Source organism: Pectobacterium sp. S5, assembly GCF_051707265.1.
Classification (GTDB): domain Bacteria; phylum Pseudomonadota; class Gammaproteobacteria; order Enterobacterales; family Enterobacteriaceae; genus Pectobacterium; species Pectobacterium polare.
Map to the genome: position 1 here is coordinate 480,277 of NZ_JAULSZ010000001.1, position 23,154 is coordinate 503,430.

At 51.5% G+C, this 23,154-nt stretch carries 18 protein-coding genes; 10 read left to right on the forward strand and 8 right to left on the reverse strand.

The window, feature by feature from the left end; genetic code table 11:
- Positions 1 to 241 precede the first annotated feature (241 nt).
- Both QWJ20_RS02195 and QWJ20_RS02200 read left to right on the forward strand, forming a co-directional pair.
- Positions 242 to 1,753 carry a sugar ABC transporter ATP-binding protein gene (locus tag QWJ20_RS02195; RefSeq protein ID WP_433991730.1) on the forward strand — a complete coding sequence of 504 codons (1,512 nt, stop codon included), beginning with the start codon at positions 242 to 244 and terminating at the stop codon, positions 1,751 to 1,753.
- A 71-nt stretch (positions 1,754 to 1,824) separates the two neighbouring features.
- Complete coding sequence (locus QWJ20_RS02200; protein ID WP_207193806.1) at positions 1,825 to 2,745, forward strand: ABC transporter permease; 921 nt, start codon at positions 1,825 to 1,827, stop codon at positions 2,743 to 2,745.
- A 407-nt stretch (positions 2,746 to 3,152) separates the two neighbouring features.
- Here QWJ20_RS02200 and QWJ20_RS02205 read toward each other — a convergent pair whose 3' ends face one another.
- The 4 genes from QWJ20_RS02205 to yieE form a co-directional block, all read right to left on the reverse strand.
- A complete protein-coding gene (locus QWJ20_RS02205) occupies positions 3,153 to 4,142 on the reverse strand; it encodes a 2-hydroxyacid dehydrogenase (RefSeq protein ID WP_095699186.1) in 990 nt (329 codons plus the stop codon).
- Positions 4,143 to 4,605: 463 nt separating this feature from the next.
- Positions 4,606 to 6,735, reverse strand: coding sequence for a TonB-dependent receptor (locus QWJ20_RS02210; RefSeq protein WP_433991731.1), 2,130 nt, complete (start codon positions 6,733 to 6,735; stop codon positions 4,606 to 4,608).
- A 342-nt stretch (positions 6,736 to 7,077) separates the two neighbouring features.
- Positions 7,078 to 8,553, reverse strand: a complete 1,476-nt coding sequence (locus tag QWJ20_RS02215) for an amino acid permease (RefSeq protein WP_095699184.1) — start codon at positions 8,551 to 8,553, stop codon at positions 7,078 to 7,080.
- 135 nt (positions 8,554 to 8,688) lie between these two features.
- Complete coding sequence (gene yieE, locus QWJ20_RS02220) at positions 8,689 to 9,561, reverse strand: DNA-binding transcriptional regulator YeiE (protein WP_039485583.1); 873 nt, start codon at positions 9,559 to 9,561, stop codon at positions 8,689 to 8,691.
- 120 nt (positions 9,562 to 9,681) lie between these two features.
- Between yieE and QWJ20_RS02225 the strand changes: the two genes are divergently transcribed.
- Together QWJ20_RS02225 and nfo are read left to right on the forward strand one after the other, a co-directional pair.
- Positions 9,682 to 10,755, forward strand: a complete 1,074-nt coding sequence (locus QWJ20_RS02225) for a YeiH family protein (RefSeq protein WP_233967553.1) — start codon at positions 9,682 to 9,684, stop codon at positions 10,753 to 10,755.
- 90 nt (positions 10,756 to 10,845) lie between these two features.
- On the forward strand, positions 10,846 to 11,691 hold the full coding sequence (gene nfo / locus QWJ20_RS02230) for a deoxyribonuclease IV (RefSeq protein ID WP_224071993.1): 846 nt from the start codon (positions 10,846 to 10,848) through the stop codon (positions 11,689 to 11,691).
- Between the two features lie 107 nt (positions 11,692 to 11,798).
- Here the strand turns inward: nfo and fruA are convergent, their stop codons facing one another.
- The 3 genes from fruA to fruB are packed head-to-tail and all read right to left on the reverse strand — an operon-like array spanning position 11,799 to position 15,577.
- Complete coding sequence (fruA, locus tag QWJ20_RS02235) at positions 11,799 to 13,490, reverse strand: PTS fructose transporter subunit IIBC (RefSeq protein WP_039485590.1); 1,692 nt, start codon at positions 13,488 to 13,490, stop codon at positions 11,799 to 11,801.
- A gap of 18 nt (positions 13,491 to 13,508) precedes the next feature.
- Complete coding sequence (gene fruK, locus QWJ20_RS02240; RefSeq protein ID WP_005967280.1) at positions 13,509 to 14,447, reverse strand: 1-phosphofructokinase; 939 nt, start codon at positions 14,445 to 14,447, stop codon at positions 13,509 to 13,511.
- Positions 14,444 to 15,577, reverse strand: coding sequence for a fused PTS fructose transporter subunit IIA/HPr protein (fruB, locus tag QWJ20_RS02245; protein ID WP_174865784.1), 1,134 nt, complete (start codon positions 15,575 to 15,577; stop codon positions 14,444 to 14,446). The genes fruK and fruB overlap by 4 nt, the downstream gene beginning before the upstream one ends.
- 334 nt (positions 15,578 to 15,911) lie before the next feature.
- Here fruB and setB point away from each other — a divergent pair, with 334 nt between their 5' ends.
- Complete coding sequence (setB, locus tag QWJ20_RS02250) at positions 15,912 to 17,090, forward strand: sugar efflux transporter SetB (protein WP_109412824.1); 1,179 nt, start codon at positions 15,912 to 15,914, stop codon at positions 17,088 to 17,090.
- A 10-nt stretch (positions 17,091 to 17,100) separates the two neighbouring features.
- Here setB and QWJ20_RS02255 read toward each other — a convergent pair whose 3' ends face one another.
- The gene (locus QWJ20_RS02255; RefSeq protein ID WP_010294776.1) at positions 17,101 to 17,355 is read right to left on the reverse strand and encodes a hypothetical protein; all 255 of its coding nucleotides are present in this window, start codon (positions 17,353 to 17,355) and stop codon (positions 17,101 to 17,103) included.
- Between the two features lie 287 nt (positions 17,356 to 17,642).
- Between QWJ20_RS02255 and yeiP the strand changes: the two genes are divergently transcribed.
- The 5 genes from yeiP to QWJ20_RS02280 all read left to right on the forward strand — a co-directional run bounded on the left by yeiP (position 17,643) and on the right by QWJ20_RS02280 (position 23,150).
- Positions 17,643 to 18,215: an elongation factor P-like protein YeiP gene (gene yeiP, locus QWJ20_RS02260; RefSeq protein ID WP_039485600.1), complete on the forward strand. Its 573-nt coding sequence runs from the start codon at positions 17,643 to 17,645 to the stop codon at positions 18,213 to 18,215.
- A gap of 87 nt (positions 18,216 to 18,302) precedes the next feature.
- Positions 18,303 to 19,304, forward strand: coding sequence for a CobW family GTP-binding protein (locus QWJ20_RS02265; protein ID WP_433991732.1), 1,002 nt, complete (start codon positions 18,303 to 18,305; stop codon positions 19,302 to 19,304).
- A 38-nt stretch (positions 19,305 to 19,342) separates the two neighbouring features.
- Complete coding sequence (locus QWJ20_RS02270; protein WP_174865787.1) at positions 19,343 to 20,044, forward strand: phosphatase PAP2 family protein; 702 nt, start codon at positions 19,343 to 19,345, stop codon at positions 20,042 to 20,044.
- Positions 20,045 to 20,366: 322 nt separating this feature from the next.
- On the forward strand, positions 20,367 to 20,948 hold the full coding sequence (gene mepS / locus QWJ20_RS02275) for a bifunctional murein DD-endopeptidase/murein LD-carboxypeptidase (protein WP_095699177.1): 582 nt from the start codon (positions 20,367 to 20,369) through the stop codon (positions 20,946 to 20,948).
- 393 nt (positions 20,949 to 21,341) lie between these two features.
- Positions 21,342 to 23,150: an extracellular solute-binding protein gene (locus tag QWJ20_RS02280; protein ID WP_433991733.1), complete on the forward strand. Its 1,809-nt coding sequence runs from the start codon at positions 21,342 to 21,344 to the stop codon at positions 23,148 to 23,150.
- Positions 23,151 to 23,154: the final 4 nt, after the last annotated feature.

Below are 23,154 nucleotides of genomic sequence, written 5' to 3' on the forward strand. Positions count from 1 at the left end.
CTCTTGAGTGCGACTCTTATCTTATGTTTGTCTGATAGATGAATCTGCTGCGCTACCCTATTGATAAACCCATCTTATTCACTTGCCTGCGCCAGCTTAAGAACTTTTTTATTTAATTTATGCCTTTTCGTTCATAGCCAATAACTCTCAAACACTTGAAGCTGTATTAAATTCTCTGGGATATGTGCTACCTTTCTTTTCCGTTATTTCATGACCTTGACCGCCAAGAGCGTTACCGACCATGATTCCTACCTCCCAAAGCCGACTGGAAATGCACAACATTTCCATCTCCTTTTCTGGTTTCCACGCCCTCAAGCAGGTTAATTTCACACTGGAAGGTGGTTCGATTCATGCCCTGACTGGCGCAAACGGCGCGGGTAAATCTACGCTAATGACGATCTTATCGGGCGCTTACGATCACTATCAGGGTGACATTCTGATTAATGGTAAGCAGGTCGATGTCCATTCGCCTCGTGATGCCAAGCGATACGGCATTCATCTGGTGCAACAGGAAGTCGATGTCGCGCTGGTTCCCACGCTGTCCGTAGCGGAAAACATTATGCTGGATACGCTGGCGCAGGACGGACATCTGCTGAGTTGGCCGCAGATCCATCGTCAGGCGCAGGCGCTGCTCGATCAGCTTGGCGTTCACCTCAATGTTCGTCAACGGCTGGATACCTGCTCGCTCGCTGAGAAACAGCAAATTCTGCTCGCGCGCGCGTTATCTCACGAATGTCGCTTCCTGATTCTGGATGAACCCACCGCCCCGCTGGATCAGGCCGAAAGCGCACGTCTCTTCGAGGTGGTACGCCGTTTACAAGCCGATGGCATCGGGATCGTGTTTATTTCTCACCGTATTCATGAGCTGAGCGAAATCTGCGATACGTTGACCGTGCTGCGTGACGGCGAGTTTGTCAGCAGCGGTGCGATGCAGGGGCTTAGCGGCGAAGAGATTGTAGAGAGAATGCTGGGGCACCGGCTTGACGATATCTTCCCACCGCGCCGAACGACGCCTGCCGCAGAGACGCTGCTTCAGGTTACCGGTTTGCACGACGAAACGCTGCTGCACAATATTTCGCTTACGCTGCGCAAAGGGGAAATTCTGGGTATTGCCGGGCTGGCTGGCGCGGGGAAAACCGAGCTGTGTAAAGCGCTGTTCGGCGCGGAACCCTGCCAGATCGCGCAGGGAGAATATCGTGGTAAACCCTGGCGACCGCATTCACCGCACCAGTCGGTTGAACAGGGGCTGGCGCTGGTTCCTGAAGAGCGGCGCAAAGAAGGCATTTTTATTGATGAGTCCGTCACCATGAATCTCAGTATCACTGCCACCGACAGCTTTTCCCGCTGGGGACTGTTCAGCCGTCGCAAGGCGTTGAACTGGGCAAAACAGATCGTTGAACGGCTGGCAGTTCGTACCACGGGTCCGGCGCAAAAGCTGGCGCGTCTGTCGGGCGGAAATCAGCAGAAAGTGGCTATCGGCAAGTGGCTGCGCAGTGAAGCACAGGTTTTGATTTTTGACGAACCCACCAAAGGCGTTGATATCAAGGCCAAACAAGACTTGTTCACCCTGATTGACGGCCTCGCCCGTCAGGGCAAAGGCATTATTTATGCGTCGGGCGAGTTCTCCGAACTTGTCGGGCTCTGCGATCGCATCTGCGTGCTATGGGATGGCCGCATTGTCGCAGAGTTAAATGCCGCTGAGATTGACGAAGAAACCCTACTTTTATATTCAACTGGAGGAACTCCCGCGTGAGTCACCCACTTTCATCTAACGGGGCGCTCCCCTTCCGTCACCACGTTTTCGAATTTCTCTATAAGTGGGGCATGCTGATCACCGTCGTCGCGCTGATTGCCCTCTTCGGGCTGGCGTCGGAGAACTTTCTCGACCCGTATAACATCATCAATATCCTGCGTTCTATCGCCATCGTTACGGTGATTGCCATTGGCGTCTCCATTTCGCTGTCTGTGGGCGGATTCGATCTTTCCGTAGGATCGACGGCCTCGCTGGCTAATGCGCTGGTTATCTCGCTTTTCGTCTGGCATGGGTTCGGCACCACCGGAGCGATTGTCCTGACGCTGCTGCTGTGTACGCTGGTCGGGCTATTCAACGCCTTCCTCATCGTCGTGCTGAAGATTCCCGATATGCTGGCGACGCTCGCCAGCCTGTTCGTCATTCAGGGCGTAGCGATGACCTACAGCTATGGCGGTTCCATCACGCAGAACATGGTGCTGCCTAGCGGCGAAATGGCGGAAGGCGTCATTCCTGAGTTCTTTGCCACGCTGGGTCAGGTGCCGGTCATTGTTGTCATCATGCTGGCGGTAACGGTACTGGTGCAATTGTATCTGTCCCTCACCAAACACGGTCGCCGGATGTATGCCATCGGCGGCAACCCAGAAGCCGCTCGACTGGCAGGCATTCGCACGGCGCGTTATCGGGTGCAGGCGTATGTGTTTTCTTCACTACTCGCAGCGCTGGGCGGGATCTTACTGGCATCGCGCATCGGCTCTTCGCAGGTCAATGCTGGGGGCGGCTATTTGATGGATGCCGTTGCCGCAGCCTACATCGGTTTCTCGCTGGCGGGATCTGGCAAGCCGAACGCCCTGGGTACGCTGCTCGGTGCCGTTATTCTTGGCGTTTTGCAGAATGGGCTGGTGATGCTCTCCGTGCCTTATTACGCGATGGATATCATCAAAGGTCTGGTTCTGGCGCTCGCGCTAGCCATGACATATATCCAGAAACGCTAATCTCTCTCGTTTTCAGTAACGTCTCGCTTCCGCCCCATTCATCCGAATTCGGGGCGGACTCACAATACCGCCCACCAATGCCTTTTCTCATTAATCGACGTCTTACCGCCGACAAATATTGCTGCACTCGCTCTATTATTTACTTCCGTTATTATTAAGAAATAAATATTCCCTAGCACAACCAAGAGGCATTCGGAATAATCACAAATAATAACGCTTTCACTTTAGATCTGACGTGCGCTGTTTTCATTCCCCATCGATATAGCGAGACCGACAGAGATAATCGATAGAGAAAGATTCAATTCGCTGAAACGTTCAATTTTGATAATCAATTAAAATTGATGAATATCATCATTCCTCTGCCGGGCTATATTCCTTCATACCCGGCGAAATCAAATTACCTCTTATTATCGATGTCCGTTCTGCTGAGCATACTCATCAATATTTTCAATCGTCTTTTCCATCAACAGCTGCAGCGATGAGGCAGACGTCCAGGATATATGCGGGGTAATCAGAAGATTAGGCAGGGTTTTCGCCGCAACCATTAATGGGTTGTCTTTTGCTGGCGGTTCCTGTGTCAGGCAGTCTAGCGCGGCACCGGCAATGGCGCGCTGCTGCAAGGCTTCTGCCAGCGCGCGCTCATCAATCAGCCCGCCTCTGGCGGTGTTAATAATAAACGCGGTGGGCTTACACAGGGCGAGCGTCTCTGCATTAATCAGATGCTGCGTGCTCTCATTCAGCGGGCAGTTGAGTGAAATCACATTCGCTAACCGCAGAACGTCTTCAAACGGCAGATACCCCGCACGACACTGTGAGACACCTCTGCGCTCGGCAAAAATCACCTTCATTCCCAGCGCCTGCGCCAGCCGCGCGACCTCCCGCCCAATCGTACCCGCGCCGATGATGCCCAGCGTCGCGCCTGCGATGTCCTTAACCGGATGATCAAAATAAGCAAATTGCGACTGGCTGGCCCAGCGGTCACTCAGCTGATCGCGATACCACGCCATCAGGCTGTGCTTTAGCGCAAAGATCATGGCAATCACGTGCTCGGATACGGCTTGCGTCGAGTAGCCCGGTACATTTTTGACCGTGATACCCAGTTCTTTAGCAGCAACAAGATCGATATTGTCGGTGCCTGTGGCCGTTACAGCAATCAGCTTCAACGCAGGCAACGCAGCCAAGGTATCTCGCGTTAATAGGGCTTTATTCGTGATGATAACGTGGGTATCTTTTGCTCGGGCGATAACTTGATCGGGCGAGGTATAGTTATATTCAACCCATTCATGGCGGCACTGCGGACGCCTAAAACTCGTCTTTTTCAGGAAAATGGTTTCAGGCAGTGAGCCTTTATCCAAAAAGGTAATTTTTAACATCATCGTGCCCTGGTTGCTATTCATACACTGATTTCCGCTTGCAGATATCAAAGGCTCCGCAGTCGGCAATCACGACAGGTATTCTCATACAAAAATAATGAATTAAATTCTCTGTATGACACAAGACAACGAACGTATTAATAACGTTACACTTCCTGCCTCATTGGAAATCCATCACTCCGTAACGTGAAGCGTAGTCAGCATTAAAGCAATTAACAATACCTAATATAATGAATTTCATTCATCGACATTGTTAGCCACGATATTCAGAAATATCACAAAAACAATAAAGTCTGCTGCTCATTGTTATCATGACACCGGCAAAGAGATAACCGTAATAGCGGGCCACAACTAAGCCCCGTTGTTAATCAGCAAGAATACATTCGCGAGAAAAACCGCAGAAGTGGTGCCATGTCGTTGGAGTGAGGAAGTAAGCGAGGGTCATAATACCCCGGAACGAGCTGGCCCATTCCGGGGAGGTGCTACATCAGAAGTTGACGTTTACCGATAGCCAGTAGTTACGGCCTGGCAGTACGGACCCCGTAGTCACCTGGCTTGACGTAAAGTAATCGCCAGCCGTCGTGGTATCCGTACCAACAGGGAAAACATAGGTTTTGGTGAAGTCTTTATCTAACAGGTTATTAACTGACCCGTTCAATGTTACATCTTTAGAGATCTTATACGATCCGCCCAGATTCACGACAGTGAACGATTTGAAATCCGAGCCAAGATTGTCATAGACGACTCTGTTTGCTTGATTGCTCGCTGCGGCAAGCGTGGAATAATTCTCCGTAAAGCGTGCTGTTTTACCCCGATATTCAGCCTTAAGCCAGGTGGTCAATTGCTCGTTAACATTCCAGTTTAAACGGGCATTTGCCATGTGCTTAGGCGTATTGGTCAAGCGAGCACCGGGATTTTCTCCGCCTTTTTGCTCGCTGTCAGTAAAGGTGTAATTCACATTCAGCGTCCAGTTATCCGACCATAGCGGGATCGTCGAACCCAGTTCCAAACCTTGTGTGTTAGCTTTACCGATGTTGCGATAGCTAGACGTTACTGTATCAATGTCGTAACTATCGATCTTATTGCGGAAGCGGTTATGGAAAAGCGTAGCGTTAGTAGAGAAACCGCTAAAATGCTCATAGTACGCGCCCAGTTCCGTATTCACGCTTTCTTCTGGCTTCAGATTTGGGTTGCCAATCGTATTGCGCGTACCTTGCCCCGTTACGCCACTTATCCCGTTATGTAACCGCGCCAATGATGGTGTCTTGTAGCCTGTACTTACCCCACCTTTGATCGTTAATTCATCCAGCGCATTCCACACTAAATAGGCACGCGGGCTCACATGACCACCAAATGCTTCATGATGTTCATAACGAGCACCTGTCGTTAGCGCGAGAGAATCAACAATACGCCATTCATCTTCAGCAAAAAGTGACCACGAATTCTGTTCGAATTTTTCGCCAGTATTCGCCAGCACAATCCCGTCTTTCATGACGGCATTCCAGTATTGTCCACCTAACGTCAGTAAATGACTCTCTCCTAGCGGGCTCACCAGTTTCGTATCAAGGATGTAGTTAGTGTTTTTAAGCTCGCGCTTTTGCCCTGCCGTTGCTGAGCCCGCAGGTACCGTAGAGCGAGGGATCAAACGTCCTTTATTTTCAGTCTGGTTGAAGGACAAGCTTGAATTCCATGTACCAAAATCGAGTTGATTATCGCTACCCAGCGTAATCTTGCGACGCTCATAACGCAGTGTATCTTCATAACCGCCGCCCCGAGTTGCGGCACCCGCTCCCAGCGCACCGAGTTGTTCTTGCTTGTTATCATATTTCTGATTGGAGACTTCACCATCCAGCCATAGGGTATTACGGCTATCCAGCAGCCAGGATAGTTTGCCACCGAGGAGGTAATTATCTGACTTCACAGGATTCGGGCCGCGTGTACTAAGTTCCTGTCCAGTCGAGGATGAACTCACCTCTGACGCATCACGGCGTAAGATATTACCGCGCAGGGCGAGCCCCAGTTTGTCTTCGATCAGCGCACCGCTGGAATAAATCGAGAACTTGGAAGCATCACCATAGTCCCTGTCTTCCTGGAAGGTATGATCCAGCGTGATATTCCCAACCCACTCTTTCGACGCTTTTTTGGTGATGATATTTACCACACCGCCCATCGCATCAGAGCCATATAACGTTGACATCGGCCCACGGATAACTTCAATACGCTCTATCGCCGCCAACGGTGGAATAAAGCCAGTGTTCATCGTACCAAACCCATTCGGGGTGACATCCGATGAACCATTCTGGCGAATACCATCCACCAGAATCAGCGTGTAGTCACTTGGCATGCCGCGAATGCTGATGTCCAGACCGCCCGTTTTCCCCGTTGAACTACGCACATCCACGCCTTCCACGTCGCTGAGCGCTTCGCCAAGATCGTTATACTTACGCTTCGTTAGTTCATCCTGACTGACAACTGAAATACTCGCAGCCGCCTCGGTGATTTTTTGTTCATAGCCAGAAGCCGTCACTACCATCGTATCGTCCTGTGCGGCGATAACGGGTGCGGATACGGTTGTAGCAAGCGCCAATGCCACCGATTTTCTTATATTTATTGCCATGCGTCTGTGTCCTCAGAACGAATGATTTACATTGAGTTTTTTTGTCGGACACATTGTAATGATCGGGAAATAATTGTAAATGAAAATTAAAATCATTTGCATACGCAATAAAAACAAACTGAAATTAATATAAAACCATTAATAAACAATAAATTAATCGTTATTTTCAATCATTAAATCGAGTTAATGTAAAATACCCTTAGAAAATCAATGTGAATAAATTTGATTTAAATCAACATGCGTAGGTAAAGAAAGACATGGGGCGTAACGACAGAACAGAAAAAAACCAATAAAAAAGGCGACACCCGTCAGGGAGTCGCCCGTTAACCGCGTTCTTACGATTTAGTCTTTATGATCAGGGTACGTCATCTCTTGATACTTGATGAAGTGCGTTCCACGATACAGCTTATAACCGAACCAAATCAGCAGGAACAGCGGAATACCGATGTACGTCGCCGTCACGCCATACCAGTCGATGTTATCTTCCAGAAACGCCTGATAGTTCTGCCCCAGCGTGATGATCAGACAGAGCACAAACGCGAAGATCGGCCCGAGCGGGAAGAAACGCGATTGATAAGGCAGACGATTCAGATCATGGCCTTGCATGACATAGCCACGACGGAAACGGTAATGGCTAATCGCGATCCCCAGCCAGGCAATAAAGCCTGTCATACCGGAGGTATTCAGCAGCCACAGATAAACCGTTTGGTTGCCATATAAAGAAGACAGGAAACACAGCGCCGCCACCACGGTGGTGGCGTACAGCGCATTACGCGGCACGCCGCCTTTTGACAGTTTGGCGAAAATACGCGGCGCTTTACCTTCCGATGCCAGCGTAAACAGCATACGCGTAGAGGCATACATCCCGGAGTTACCCGCCGACAGCACCGCCGTCAAGATAACCGCATTCATGACTGCCGCAGCAGACAGCAGGCCCGCGTTCTCAAACACCAACGTGAAGGGGCTCACCGTAATGTCTTTTACATCATTACGCAGCAAGTTCGGATCGGTATACGGAATGATTAAGCTGATAATCAGAATCGCGAAGATGTAGAACAACAGAATGCGCCAGAAAACCTGACGGATGGCACGAGGAATGTTTTTACTCGGCTCCTGCGATTCCCCAGCAGCGATACCGATCAGTTCCGTTCCCTGAAAAGAGAAGCCGACGATCATCGCCACACCAATCATTGCAGAGAAACCACCAGCAAAGGGCGCATCGCCAATCTCCCAATTGTGGAATCCGGCATTTTCCGCACCGCTCATGATGCCCGTAATCATCATCACGCCAACGGCAATGAAAACGACGACCGTGACCACTTTAATCAGTGAGAACCAGTACTCTGCTTCGCCAAATCCTTTCACGGAAATGTAGTTAAGCAGGAACATCAGCGCCAGAAACAGCGCGCTCCAGATCCAGCCAGAAACGTCAGGGAACCAATATCCCATCACCAACTGCGCCGCCACCAGATCAACCGCGATGGTCACCGCCCAGTTGTACCAGTAGTTCCAACCCAGCGCGAAGCCGAACCCTTCTTCTACATAGCGGGAACCGTAGCTGGAGAACGAACCGGAAACCGGCATAAACGCCGCCAGTTCACCCAGGCTGGTCATCAGGAAGTAAACCATCAGCCCAATCAGGGCATAAGACAGAAGTGCGCCACCCGGGCCTGCTTGTGAAACCGTCGCACCAGACGCGACAAATAACCCGGTGCCAATCGATCCGCCAATGGCGATCATCGTTAAATGCCGTGCTTTCAGTTCACGGCGCAGGGTCGGTGCGCCCTGTGTAGTTTGTTGAATATCGTGCTGAGCCATTGTTATCCTGCATGCTCGTGCTAAAAATCGAGGCGGGATTGTAGCAAATAGCGTTGTGCTGAATAGTTAAGATCGTCGAGTTATAAGAGAGGTTAATAACTCGAGCCCGATCATTAGCAGCAGAAAATATTTTCGCTATGCCGTTTCGCAGCAATAACTCAAGAAACGCTGTAGCACATTTGAAAGATGTTTCTGTCGGTGATGAACCAGATACAGCGTCCGCGTGAGTTTAGGCAGCGGCACCTTCAACTCCACCAGCGAACCTGACGCCAGTTGTTCAGCAATGACATGCCGCGACAGGCAACTGATGCCAATCCCGTGGCGAACCGCATGCTTAATCGCCTCTGAATTACCTAATTCCATCACCAGATGGAAATGCGACAGGTGCGTCAACAGCAGGTGATCCAGCACTTCGCGCGTGCCTGAGCCACGTTCACGCAGGATCCAGTGCGCATCCGCCAGCGCCGTTAATGAGGCAGAACCGCGGCTGAGCGGATGTTCGGGAGAACAAAACACCACCAGCTCATCTTCCAGCCAGGGCTGTGTAATCAAGTCAGGGTGATGGCAAGGCCCTTCGATCAAGCCCAAATCGACACTGAATTCAGATACGCGGGTGATCACATCTTTCGTATTGCCAACATGCAGCTCCAGCGGAATGTCAGGGTAGTCATGACGATAGCGGGCAATCATCGCAGGCAATAAATAGTTGCCGATGGTGCTGCTGGCATACACACGTAGCGCCCCATTATCACGCCGGAACAGTTGCTCAATTTCCATCGACTGTTCAAGCAGTGCCAGTGCCTTGGGATACAGCAGGCGGCCATGTTCATTAACCACCAGACGTTTACCCACGCGGTCGAAAAGTTGGACACCCAACTGCCCTTCTAAATCCGCCAGAGCCGCGCTGACAGCCGATTGAGACAGGGCAAGCACAACCGAGGCCTGTGTCGTTGAACCACTTTTCAGGACTTCGGCAAAGACTTCCAGTTGACGTAACGTGATATGCATAGTGCGCTCTTTATCTGAAATACTTATAGGTTATAAATATATAATCAATTTCTCTTTTAATCTCATGGATTATAAGCTGGCTTCTCAATTTTCGGTACGGTCAGAATAGGCACCAAACCCATGGCTCTTCCTGCGACATTACACACGATAGACCCGCCCGATGGAGCAAAAGCGCGATTACCCGGTCTGCTGTTAGTAAGTTTAATGACTTTTTCGCTCCTCTGGCTGGCAAATATTCCGAAAATCGCCCATTGGGGACCCGGCTCACTGACATTGGCGATCCTGATTGGGATCGTACTGGGAAATAGCGTTTATCCACGCCTTCATCCGCTGTGTGACCCAGGCGTGCAGTGGGCCAAACAGCATTTACTTCGCTGGGGCATCATACTTTATGGTTTTCGCCTCAGCTTTCAGCAGGTTGCGGCCGTTGGTTTTACCGGTGTTGCAGTCGATCTTACCGTCGTCACGTTGACATTTTTACTCGCCTGCTGGGTCGGCAAGCGCTGGCTGAAACTCGACAATCAGACCGTGATTCTCATCGGTGCTGGCAGCAGCATCTGCGGTGCAGCAGCGATCATGGCAACCGCGCCCGTTGTCAAAGCGTCCAGCAATGCGATTGCCGTCTCCGTTTCCACCGTGGTGATTTTCGGTACGACGGCGATGTTTTTGTATCCGTGGCTCTATCAGCTCAATCTCGAACATCACTGGATTGACGTCACACCGCAGATCGTCGGTCTGTACTTCGGCTCGACGATACATGAAGTTGCTCAGGTCGTTGCTGCCGGACATGCCGTTGATGGTGCGACGGAAAACATCGCCGTCATCAGCAAGATGCTGCGCGTGATGATGTTGGCCCCTTTCCTTCTCATTCTTGGGTTTTACCTGAAAAAAACGGCGCAAAAAAATGACGCGCAAGACGCGATTCCACTGATGTTCCCGTGGTTTGCGCTGGGGTTTATCGCCGTAGCTGCCTTCAATTCCTTCCAGCTACTTCCTCCTGCGCTCGTCACGCAGTTGGTACAGCTCGATAATGTGCTGTTGACCATGGCCATGGTGGCGCTGGGGCTCACAACCCGATTCAGCGCCATCCGTCAGGCTGGAGCAAAACCGCTGCTGCTGGCTCTCGTTCTGTTTCTCTGGCTGGTCGTTGGCGGTGCGGGCATCAATCTGTTCTTCGAGCATTTATTCGGCTAACGATAAATTATTTACCTGTTAACGTCTCAGTAACGTGCCCGACGGCGCCATGACGATGCCATAATGTCTCCGTTACCAAAGGAGACCAACATGAAATACATCGGGGCGCACGTTAGCGCATCTGGCGGGGTCGATCAGGCCGTGATTCGCGCGCATGAGATAAAGGCGACGGCTTTCGCTTTATTTACCAAGAATCAGCGCCAATGGCAGGCCGCACCGCTCAGCGCCGAGGTCATCGACCGTTTTAAAGCCGCCTGTGAGCAGTACGCGTATACGTCAGCACAGATTCTACCTCACGATAGCTATCTGATTAATCTGGGTCACCCGGACGCCGAGGCGCTGGAGAAATCACGCATCGCGTTTATTGATGAAATGTCGCGCTGCCAGCAGCTTGGGCTAAGCCTGCTGAATTTTCACCCCGGCAGCCATCTAAAGCAGATAGAAGAAGCTGACTGTCTGGCACGTATCGCCGAGTCCATCAACATCGCGCTGGCGGAAACGGACGGCGTCACCGCCGTGATTGAAAACACCGCCGGCCAAGGCAGCAATTTGGGTTTCCGCTTTGAGCATCTGGCGGCCATCATCGATGGTGTTGAAGATAAAAGCCGCGTCGGTGTCTGTATTGATACCTGCCACGCCTTCGCTGGCGGCTACGATCTGCGGACAGAAGCCGATTGCGAAGCCACCTTCGCAGAATTCGATCGCATTGTTGGGTTTCGCTATCTGCGCGGAATGCATTTGAATGATGCCAAAAGCGCGTTCGCCAGTCGCGTTGACCGACACCATAGTCTGGGAGAAGGCAATATCGGCAAAACCGCTTTCAGCTATATCATGAAAGATGCTCGCTTTGATGGTATCCCGATGATTCTGGAAACGATCAACCCCGATATCTGGGCCGACGAAATCGCCTGGCTCAAATCCGAAGCCCAGCGCTAATCAGTTTTTATCTCATAAAAAAGCGCCAGTTGGTTTACCCAACTGGCGCTATCTCATCCACATCCTTGTGTTATGGCATTACTTTTTATTCACGACGATGATCAAACTTACGCAACTTTCGCCAGTTGTTCATCAGAACGTTTCAGCAGTGCGTACAGCACGCCAGCCACAGCGGTTCCCGCAATGATCGCTAACAGGTAGCCAATAACTGGGGTAATCGCACCAGGAATTAACAACACGAACAGACCACCGTGTGGTGCCATCAGCTTAGCGCCAACTGCCATTGACAGCGCACCAGTCAGTGCCCCACCGATGATGCAGCAAGGCAGAACGCGCATCGGGTCACGCGCCGCGTAAGGAATCGCCCCTTCAGAGATAAAGCACAGGCCCAGTACAAATGCCGCTTTACCGCCTTCACGCTCGGTCGGGTTGAATTTCTTACTTGCCAGTACGGTCGCCAGACCCATTGCCAACGGTGGCACCATACCGGCTGCCATAACGGCTGCCATCGGCGCATAAATCTGGCTACTGAGCAAGGTCGTACCGAAGACGTAAGCCACTTTGTTAACCGGCCCGCCCATATCCGTACACATCATCGCACCCAGGATTGCACCCAAAATCACCGCATTCGCCGTGCCCATGGATTGCAACCAGCCTGTCAGGCCAGTCAGGATTTTCGCCACTGGCGTACCAACGACGTAAATCATGATAAGACCCGTCGCCAACGTGGCGAACAGCGGAATGATCAAAATCGGTTTTAGCGCAGTCAAACTTTGCGGCAGAATCAGTTTATTGTTGATCGCTCTGGCAATATAACCCGCCAGGAAACCTGCAATGATCCCACCAAGGAAGCCTGCACCCGTACTCACCGCCAACATCCCGCCAACCAGACCCGGCGTTAAGCCCGGACGATCCGCAATAGAGAACGCGATATAACCCGCCAGCACCGGCACCATCAGTGCAAAGGCAGAACCGCCGCCGATCTTCATCAGCGCCGCTGCCAGCGTACCTTCTTGTTTAAAGGCTTCGATACCAAAGACAAACGACAGTGCGATACACAAACCACCCGCGACAACCATCGGCAGCATGTAAGACACACCGGTCAACAGGTGACGATACGGGCCTGCTCCGCCTTTCTGACCAGACTCGCTAGCGCTTGACGCACTGGCTTGCCCAGATGGCTGATACACTTTAGCTTCAGCCTGCGCTTTATCTAACTCCTGCGCCGTCTTCTTCAGTGCCAGCCCGGTCGACGTGCGATACATTTTCTTACCAGCAAACTTCGCCAGATCGACTTCAATGTCCGCAGCGACGATCACCAGATCGGCCTGTTCCACTTCTTCAGGGGTAATCGCGTTGCCCGCGCCAACGGAGCCGCGCGTTTCTACTTTGACCCACCAGCCGCGTTTTTTCGCTTCGCTTTCAATCGCTTCTGCCGCCATAAACGTGTGCGCGACGCCCGTCGGGCACGCCGTTATCGCCACAATACGCTTGGCAGCTGCGGGCTGCTGAACGGGTGCTGACGCAGCGGCCTGATAGACCGAGGCTTCAGCCTGTGCTTTCGCCAAGAAGGCTTCCGGCTGTGAAACGGCCAGTTCGATGTCACCGACATAAACCCGCTTGCCATTCAGTGCGCTGTCCGCCGCAGCGGATGCGCCCAGAACGATCGCCAATTCAGCGTCGTTAGCCTGTTCTGTAAACGTCACCCCTGCTTTCGCAGCGGCAGCGCCGAGTAGGTTCTTCACCAGTTGGCTTCTCGCCAGGCCCAGTGATTTATCCAAAATCAGCAGCGTTTTCATTGTTTATCTCCTGCTGTATCAGTTAAAGGGTTTGAGGTCGACACGCGCCATCATCGCGGCCAACTGAGGACGATCGGTAATACCAACATTGCTTTGGCTGACGGCCAGTGCTGAAACCGCCGTAGCTAAACGCAGAGTGTGCTCACTGGACTCACGCATTAATAAGCCATAAATCAACCCCCCAACCATGGAGTCGCCCGCACCTACCGTACTTACCACATCACAAGCCGGTGGTTTTGCCAGCCACGCACCCGATGCATTCACCCACAGTGCGCCTTCCGCACCCAGTGAGATCACAACATGCGCGATACCCTGCTCACGCAGCGCGTGGGCGGCATCCACCACATCAGCCAGCGTAGGTAATTTACGCCCAGCCCATATCTCCAGCTCCCGGCGGTTTGGTTTCACCAACCAAGGAGAGGCTTTCAGTCCCGCCACCAGCGCTTCACGGCTGCTGTCGAAAATAATGCAAGGACACTGCGTGCGCAGACGCGACATCCAGTCGGTAAACGCATCCGGATCGACGCCAGCAGGCAGACTGCCGCTCACCGCGACCATGTCGAACTGCCCCAGCCAGCTCAGCGAATCATTAACGAAACGCTGCCAATCCTGCTGTGTCACTTCAAAACCGGAAAAGTTGAAGTCGGTTACGTCGCCATCTTTTTCGGTTAATTTGACATTAATACGCGTACGTCCTGGCACAACCTGGAAACGGTTGGCAATGCCCAGCTCGCTGAACAATTGCTGAAAACCATCCTGATTGTCTTTACCCAGAAAGCCACCTACCGTGACATCAATCCCGAGATCTTTCAGCACCTTGGCAACGTTGATACCTTTGCCTGCGGCGTGCAGACCCGCTGTCTGAACCAGATTGACTTCGCCTTTCTCAACTTCTGGGCAATAGCCAACCAGGTCATAAGCTGGATTCAGGGTGATTGTGGCTACTCTCCTGCTCATGCTGCCCCCTCGCCCAAACCGGACGTAATCGCTTCGCCAATAGCGGCCAGTGCTTGTTCTGCATCGCTACCGCTCGCGGTGAAACGCAATTTGTGACCTTTCTTCACGCCCAGCGCGACGACTTTCATCAGGCTGCGGCCATTTGCCGGTTTGCCTGTGCCATCCAGATTGGTGACGGTGATGTCACTGCTGAACTGCTTGATCACGTTCACCAGCATAGTGCCCGGACGCGCGTGCAGGCCGTGTTCGTTGCGAATGCTAAATTCTGCCGTCAGCACTTCACTTTCTTCTGGTACGTCGCTGGTCAAAAGGGCCAGCAGCGTCGGTGCGTCAGCCGTCAGCAGACGTTCCGCTTTTTGCGCAATCAGCAGGTTGCTCAGGTAATCGATCGGTGCAAAAGCCTGATCGTCAGCCGCAGCTACCGTCACCAGTAAGGCGACGTTTTCGCCGTCAACGCTGAAAGGCGTAGCCGGACGTGCCACCGCAGCCGCGCTGCTGAGGTTACCGACAGCGCTATCGCTGAACCACACGCCTTGCCCCAGATTCAGCGGTTTATTGCTGACTGCGGTGCTGACGAAGCTGGCGTCTGCTGCACCAACCTGCTGAAGACGACCGGCGTTCAGTGCCTGAAGCGTCAACAGATTATCGGTCGCCACATCCAGCGCAATCAGTGAGGTATCAAAGCGGAACTCCGCCAGTTGCTGCTCGCCCATCAGCAGGCTACGTAATTCTTCTGCTGACGTTGTGCTTGCCAAACGTGCCGCTACGCGATCGTCACTCAGGACGTGAGTCAGCTGACGCAGCAACGCAAGGTGTTCATCAGAACGGGCTGCAATCCCCAACACCACGTAGGCGGTTTGATCTTCACCCCAGGAAATACCCTGAGGAAACTGAAATACTTGAACCCCGGTCTTCAATACCAGATCGCGGGTATCGGTTGTGCCGTGAGGGATAGCAATGCCGCTTCCCAAATAGGTGGATGTTTGCTGTTCGCGCTGGAGCATGCCGTCGACATACCCTGCGTTAACGCACCCGGCCTCGGTCAGTGCTGAAGCAACAAGCTGGATAGCTTCCTGCTTAGTACTGGCCGCTGCGCCCAAATGAATATCTTGCTGTGACAACTGGAACATGGCACTCCTCTCTTGCTGAAAGTTGAATCGTTTCAGCTTTTATGAGAAAAAAATGTGTCGATTGTTAGGGCGTTTCAAAAAAAATTCCGCTGAAACGTTTCAAAAGTCTCATTCTATTACGTCATTTATGCAAGCTTTCTACGCTGCCGACGTAACAGAATTTTGACATCACGCACATTTTAACGTGGATAATGCGCTGCCCGCCAACAAAAATCACCGAATGGCTGAAGCCGTGCTGACGAAAAATAATGAAACAAGATTTCTGTTTCATTATAAACCCGAGTACTATGTCGCGCTCGACAGCCTCTGCCTATTTTCCAAGCGCTATCAATTTATGTTCACTCCTGCAAACACAACGCGACGTCCGCTCGACCTGACATCGTCAGCATTTTTAGTTATTGCCTTCCTGACCGGAACGGCCGGTGCCCTGCAACTTCCGACGCTCAGCCTCTTTCTTTCCAGCGAAGTACAGGTTCGTCCTTTCTTAGTCGGGATGTTTTATACCGGCAGCGCGGTTATCGGTATTGTCGTCAGCCAAATGCTAGCCACGCGCTCGGACCGTCAGGGCGATCGCAAATCGCTGATTTTCGTCTGCTGCCTGCTGGGCGCACTCGCCTGCATGCTGTTTGCATGGAACCGTAACTACTTTATTCTGCTCTTTATCGGTGTGTTGCTGAGCAGCTTTGGCTCGACCGCGAACCCGCAGCTTTTTGCGCTGGCGCGGGAGCATGCGGATAAAACCGGTCGTGAAGCGGCGATGTTCAGCTCCATCCTCCGCGCGCAAATCTCTCTCGCCTGGGTTGTCGGCCCACCCATCGCCTTTGCGCTGGCACTGGGATTCGGCTTCACGACGATGTATCTGACCGCCGCGGTCGTCTTTATCCTATGCGGCATTCTGGTCAAACTCTTTCTGCCTTCCATGCCCAAAACCGTGGAAAAGACCACTTCTACGCTGGAATCACCGCGCCGCAACCGCCGTGATACGCTCTTGTTGTTCGTGGCGTGTACCCTGATGTGGACCTGCAACGGCATTTACCTCATTAATATGCCGCTGTATCTGGTGCATGAACTGCATCTGCCGGAAAAACTGGCGGGTATCATGATGGGCGTTGCGGCTGGATTAGAAATTCCGGTGATGCTGATTGCTGGCTACGTTGCAAAACGCTTCGGTAAACGCTTCCTGATGCGGCTTGCCGTTGCCTCCGGTTTACTGTTCTTCGGCGGCTTGCTGGTTCTCAATGGCGAAATAGCACTGCTGGCGTTACAGGTACTGAACGCGATCTTTATTGGCATTCTGGCCGGAATCGGCATGCTTTATTTTCAGGACTTGATGCCAGGACAGGCAGGCGCAGCAACCACGCTGTTTACCAATACGACACGCGTTGGCTGGATCATCTCTGGCTCGCTGGCTGGGATTGTTGCTGAAATCTGGAACTATCACGCCGTCTTCTTCTTCGCGCTGCTGATGATCACCGGTTCCATCTATTGTATGTGGCGCATCAAAGACGCCTGATCGCTGCACATTAAGGGGCAGTGTCGGCTTCCAGTTTCAGCAGGTAAATCATCGCCTCATCACGATGGCTGAAACACATATCCGCGCGCGGTTTTAGCCCCGCGCAAACTGCGGGCCGCAATGGAGAATGGAACAGCCCGCAGCGCATCGCGTCATCAAGATGAATACAGGGCGTGTTTGCAGGCTTGCCATGCGGCAGACCCGGCATCGGCGTTGAAATCGATGCCGCGATACAGCAGGCACCGCAATGGGGGCGACAGTCCATCAGCAAGCTCTCCGGTGGGCTGACAAGAAGTAGAGAGCGCCACGATAGCAGCCCCGTCGTAAAAAACCAATATCAGCCCTTTTTTCCTTATACTCTAAATAATTCAAATTTCAGGAAGGCGGCAAGCGAAGGAATCCCGATGAGCTTACACAAGTAAGTGATTCGGGTGAGTGAGCGTAGCCAACGTACATGAAATTTGAAGGATGACGAGTATATACTTGCCTGAACTCTTCGGCGCGAGTAACGTGTCGCCACAAAAATCACACTCCTTATAGCAGGTAATTTTTATGGCAAGAGCGAACGAAGTTAAACGCGGAATGGTCGTTAACTATAACGACAAGTTATTGCTGGTAAAGGACATCGACGTCCAAAGCCCCAGCGCCCGCGGTGCCAGCACGCTGTACAAAATGCGTTTTTCTGATGTCCGTACAGGTTTGAAAGTGGAAGAGCGTTTTAAAGGCGATGACATTATCGATACCATCACGCTGACACGCCGCACGGTCACTTTCTCCTATATTGACGGCGACGAATACGTCTTTATGGATGATGAGGATTACGCACCTTACCTCTTCAAAAAAGATCAAATAGAAGAAGAGCTGCTGTTTATCCCTGAAGGCGGCATGCCGGGAATTCAGGTATTGAGCTGGGACGGCCAAATCATCGCGCTGGAACTGCCACAAACGGTCGATCTGGAAATTGTTGAGACGGCACCGGGTATTAAAGGCGCCTCCGCTAGTTCACGCAACAAACCTGCGACCATGAGCACCGGTCTGGTTATCCCCGTTCCAGAATATCTGAGCGCGGGTGAAAAGATCCGTATTCATATTCCAGAACGTCGCTACATGGGTCGCGCAGACTAACATTCTACATTGTGCTTCCCGCACAATACTTGTCGCCGGATGATCTATCCGGCACACGTCAACCCTCCCCCGCATTAGGAGCCTGCCATGCTAACGAAAGTCAATTTGATTACAGGGTTTCTGGGTAGTGGAAAAACCACCACAATTCGTCATCTTCTGTCGCAAAAGCCTGAAGACGAAGTCTGGGCGGTGCTGGTCAATGAATTCGGTGAAGTGGGCATTGACGGTGCGCTACTGGCGGACAGCGGTGCAGTGTTGAAAGAGATTCCCGGCGGCTGCATGTGCTGCGTAAACGGCTTGCCGATGCAGGTTGGCCTGAATATGTTGCTGCAACAAAAGAAGCCCCATCGGTTGCTCATCGAGCCTACGGGACTCGGCCACCCGAAACAAATTCTCTCCTTGCTGACAAGTGATATCTATCAGCCCTGGCTGACATTACAGGCTACGTTGTGCCTGTTGGATGCTCGCCAGTTAAGTGAAACGCGTTACACGGAAAATGAGAACTTCCGCGATCAGCTTGCTGCCGCTGACATGATTATCGCCAACAAGCGCGATACTTATACCGCCGACGATCTCGCTGCCTTACAGCAGTGGCAGCAGGCGAACGGCGATGGTCGACAAATTATCGAAGCCAGTCAGGGAAATGTTGACCAGCAACTGCTCGACCAACCGCGCCCCCCTTCATCGCAAGAGCGTATGCGCGAACTTCCAGATGGCGTCCACCACCACGCGCATAAGCCAAAAAATAACTTGGCTGCGTTGCAATTACCGAATGGTCAATCCTGGCGACGCTCTCTCAATGAGGGACAGGGATACCACGCCTGTGGCTGGATATTCGCACCTGAAACCGCTTTTGATACCGCCGCCCTGCTGGACTGGGTCCGCCTTTCTCCCGTGAATCGGGTTAAAGGGGTGATGCGTATAAAAGAAGGGACGCTCGTCGTGAACCGTCAGGGACACGATCTGCATATAGAAACCCGATCGACGGCACCGATTGATAGCCGTATCGAAATCATTAATGAAACACCAGCAGAATGGAATACGTTACAAGCCTCATTGTTAAAGGCTCGTTTAGCTAACGTGGGCTAGACTGGAGTTTTTTCGTCTTTGTTTGGATATTTAGCCTTATGTCATTTGCCCGTTTTTCTTCTATTTTAGTGCTCAATGTGTTGGGCATCGGTCTGTTTTTATCCTGGTATCTACCGGAAAATCACGGTTTTTGGCTCACGCTCGACAGCCATATCTTTTTCTATTTTAACCGTCTCTTGGTTGATAGCCCGACGTTTTTACATCTGGTTGCCATTACCAATAATCGCGCTTTTGACGGCTTTGCGCTCGTTGCGATGGGATTGCTGTATCTGTCATTTTATCTAAAAGCGACGTCCACAGAGCGTCGCCGTTTGTTGATCCTCGGTTTTATCATGCTGTTAACCGCCGTCGTGTTGAATCAGGCAGGACATTTATTGCCCGTGCAACACGCGAGTCCGACGCTCTATTTTAGTGACGTCAACCGCGTTTCAGATTTAACCGGTATTCCGACCAAAGATGCGTCATCGGACAGCTTCCCCGGCGACCACGGCATGATGTTAATGATCTTTGCTGCTTTTATGTTGCGCTATTTTACCCGCACCGCTTTCGCTATCGGCCTGGCCATCATGGTGATCTTCTCATTGCCTCGCATCATGATTGGTGCACATTGGTTTACCGATATTGCCGTCGGTTCTCTGTCGGTTGTTCTGGTCGGATTGAGTTGGTGGTTATTAACGCCAGCGAGCGATGCCGCTATTGCCCTGTTAAATCGACTATTACCTAAAAAATCGACAGTATAAATCCCTATGATTTCAGATTTTTTACATCGACATTTTTTAGCTGAATACATCATTAAATCTTATAAATAAAATGGTTAAAACTTCTCGCAATCCTGCTGTTGTTGCGGTAGTCTCGTTCAGGTTTGCTTTTTAGCGCACACTGAACTATCGGCGGCAAGAGAAATAATGTGCATTCCGGCACACTTTCGCCGATGAGTGTTTGGCTAAGAAGAAACTCTGATTTAGTCTGAGTCTCGTTTTCGTTTGGCATTTATACCCCAGTGAAATGGGGACACTACATAGCGATATTTATCGTTAAGGACAGCAAGGGAACATAACAATAATGGTCAAGTCTCAACCGATTCTGAGATATATCTGGCGGGCAGTGCCTGCCGTTGCGGTAGCAATAATGCTCTCCGCATGTGGAAGTAATAGTGCATACAACAATAAAGCTCAAACTGATATGCATGCAGTTAATGACAAAGATGGTCTTTTACTGCAAGCCTCTCAGGATGAATTTGAAGCACTGGTTCGTAACGTGGACATCAAGTCTAAGTTACTTAACCAATATGCCAGTTGGAAAGGTGTTCGTTACCGTTTAGGCGGTGATAGTCGCCGTGGCATTGACTGCTCAGCTTTCGTTCAGCGCACGTTCCGCGAACAGTTTGGAATGGATTTACCGCGTTCAACCTATGAACAGCAAGAGATGGGCCAGCAAATTCAGCGTAGTAAACTGCGCGTTGGCGATCTTGTTCTGTTCCGTGCAGGTTCGACCGGTCGCCACGTTGGCATTTATCTCGGCAACGATCAGTTCGTCCACGCGTCAACCAGCAGTGGTGTCATCATTTCTAAAATGACAGAAGACTACTGGAATAAGCGTTATCAGGAAGGACGCCGTGTCCTGAGTAAAGGAAAAACCAGCTAAACAATATCGCTCCCTTGCTGTGATATTGTTTTGTTAGTAAAAGAACTTTGCTGTTAGCCAACGAAACCAGACGACATCAACGCCGCTTATCACCATAAGCGGCGTTTTTTTATGTCCAATTCACCCCAAATACCACCGAGTTCCTCCCCTTCTGCGGCGCGCTGCGCAAAATATGACTGACTCAACAACCTGAAACATTAACAGGCCGTGATTAAGGTAGGTTTATCACCTGATTTCATGATAAAAAGAAAATACGCAACTTCCCGATGGGAATGTTAATTATTTCAAGAACTTTATGCCGAGGAAATCGGCATTGTTGACGTTACGATATGGCGTGTCTACATCAGACGATGCCTAGCCAGATAACGTCTACTCGCAGGAGATTGCCGTCAGATGTTAAAACGCGTTATCGCTGCCGTATTGCTTTGCACGGCCCATTTTGGGGCGCATGCCGAGACGATTGAAAACAGCACCAGCTTTGCACTGTTGGGTGAACCCAAATATGCCGAGAACTTCAGCCATTTTGATTACGTCAATCCTGATGCTCCTAAAGGCGGCAGCATCACCCTAAGTTCGCTGGGTACCTTTGACAATTTCAACCGTTACGCGCTACGTGGTGTGGCAGCGGCACGTACTGAACGCCTCTACGATTCACTCTTCACGTCTTCTGATGACGAGCCCGGCAGTTATTATCCGCTGGTCGCACTGACGACGCGCCATTCAGCGGATTTTCGCTGGATTGAAATCGAGATGAATCCCAAAGCCCGCTTTCATGACGGCTCACCGATCACCGCTGCTGACGTCGCGTTCACCTACAATATGTTTATGACGCAGGGCGTGCCACAGTTCCGCATCTATTTTAAAGATATCACCGCCAAGGCCGTTGCACCGCTGACCATACGCTTCGATTTTCCCGTATCCGACAAAAACCGCATGTTCAGCCTTCTGACGCTGCCAATCATGCCGGAGAAGTTCTGGAAGAATCATAAATTCAACGAACCGTTACCGTATCCGCCGCCGGCTAGCGGGCCTTACCGCATCACCGCCTATCGTACCGGACAGTATGTCACCTACTCCCGCGTGAAAGACTATTGGGGTGCCGATCTGCCAGTCAATAAAGGTCAGTACAATTTCGATAAAATCCGCTACGACTACTATCTCGACGACAGTGTCGCACTGGAAGCCTTTAAAGCCGGCGCTTTCGATCTGCGTGAGGAAGGATCGCCAAAACATTGGGCGACCCAATATCAGGGAGGCAATTTTGCACGTGGCTACATCATCAAACAGGATCAGGTCAACCAATCTGCACAAGATACACGCTGGCTGGCATTCAATATCCAGCGACCACTGTTTCAGGATCGCCGGGTGCGTCAGGCGCTAGCGCTGGCATTTGACTTCAACTGGATGAACAAGGCGCTGTATTACAACGCCTATCAACGGACCGACAGCTATTTCCAAAACACCGAGTATGCCGCTAAAGGCGAACCCAGCGCAGAGGAGTTGGCCTGGCTGACGCCGCTGAAGGACAAAGTGCCCGCCGAGGTCTTTGGCCCCAGCTATCAACCTCCCTCCTCCGACGGCAGCGGCTATGATCGACAAAACTGGCTTAAGGCACTCAAACTGCTGGAAGAAGCCGGTTGGGAATTGAAAGATCAAAAGCTGGTCAATAGCAAAACCGGACAGCCGTTTACATTTGAACTGCTATTGCCAAGCGCCGGCAACTCGCAGTATGTCCTGCCCTTTCAGCAGAGCCTGAAAAAGCTGGGCATCACCATGAACGTACGCAACATCGACAGCACGCAGTTCAACAATCGCCTGCGCAAGCGTGATTTCGATATGACAGCCACGATGTACAGCGCGTCCCTCTACCCCAGTGCCGACCTGCAAATCCGCTGGAGTTCACAGTATATCGACTCAACCTATAACAGACCGGGTGTCAGCGATCCCGCAATTGATTCGCTCATCGAGGACATCGTTAAGCACCAAGGGCAGAAAGTCCCGCTGCTGTCATTAGGCCGCGCGCTGGACAGGGTATTGACCTGGAATCAGCTCATGATCCCCATGTGGTATTCCAATCATGACCGCTTCGCCTATTGGAACAAGTTTGCCATGCCCGCTGTACGCCCGGCTTATTCGCTTGGTTTTGATGGCTGGTGGTTCGATACCAAACAGGCAGCCACGCTGCCCGCAGAGCGACGTTAAGGAA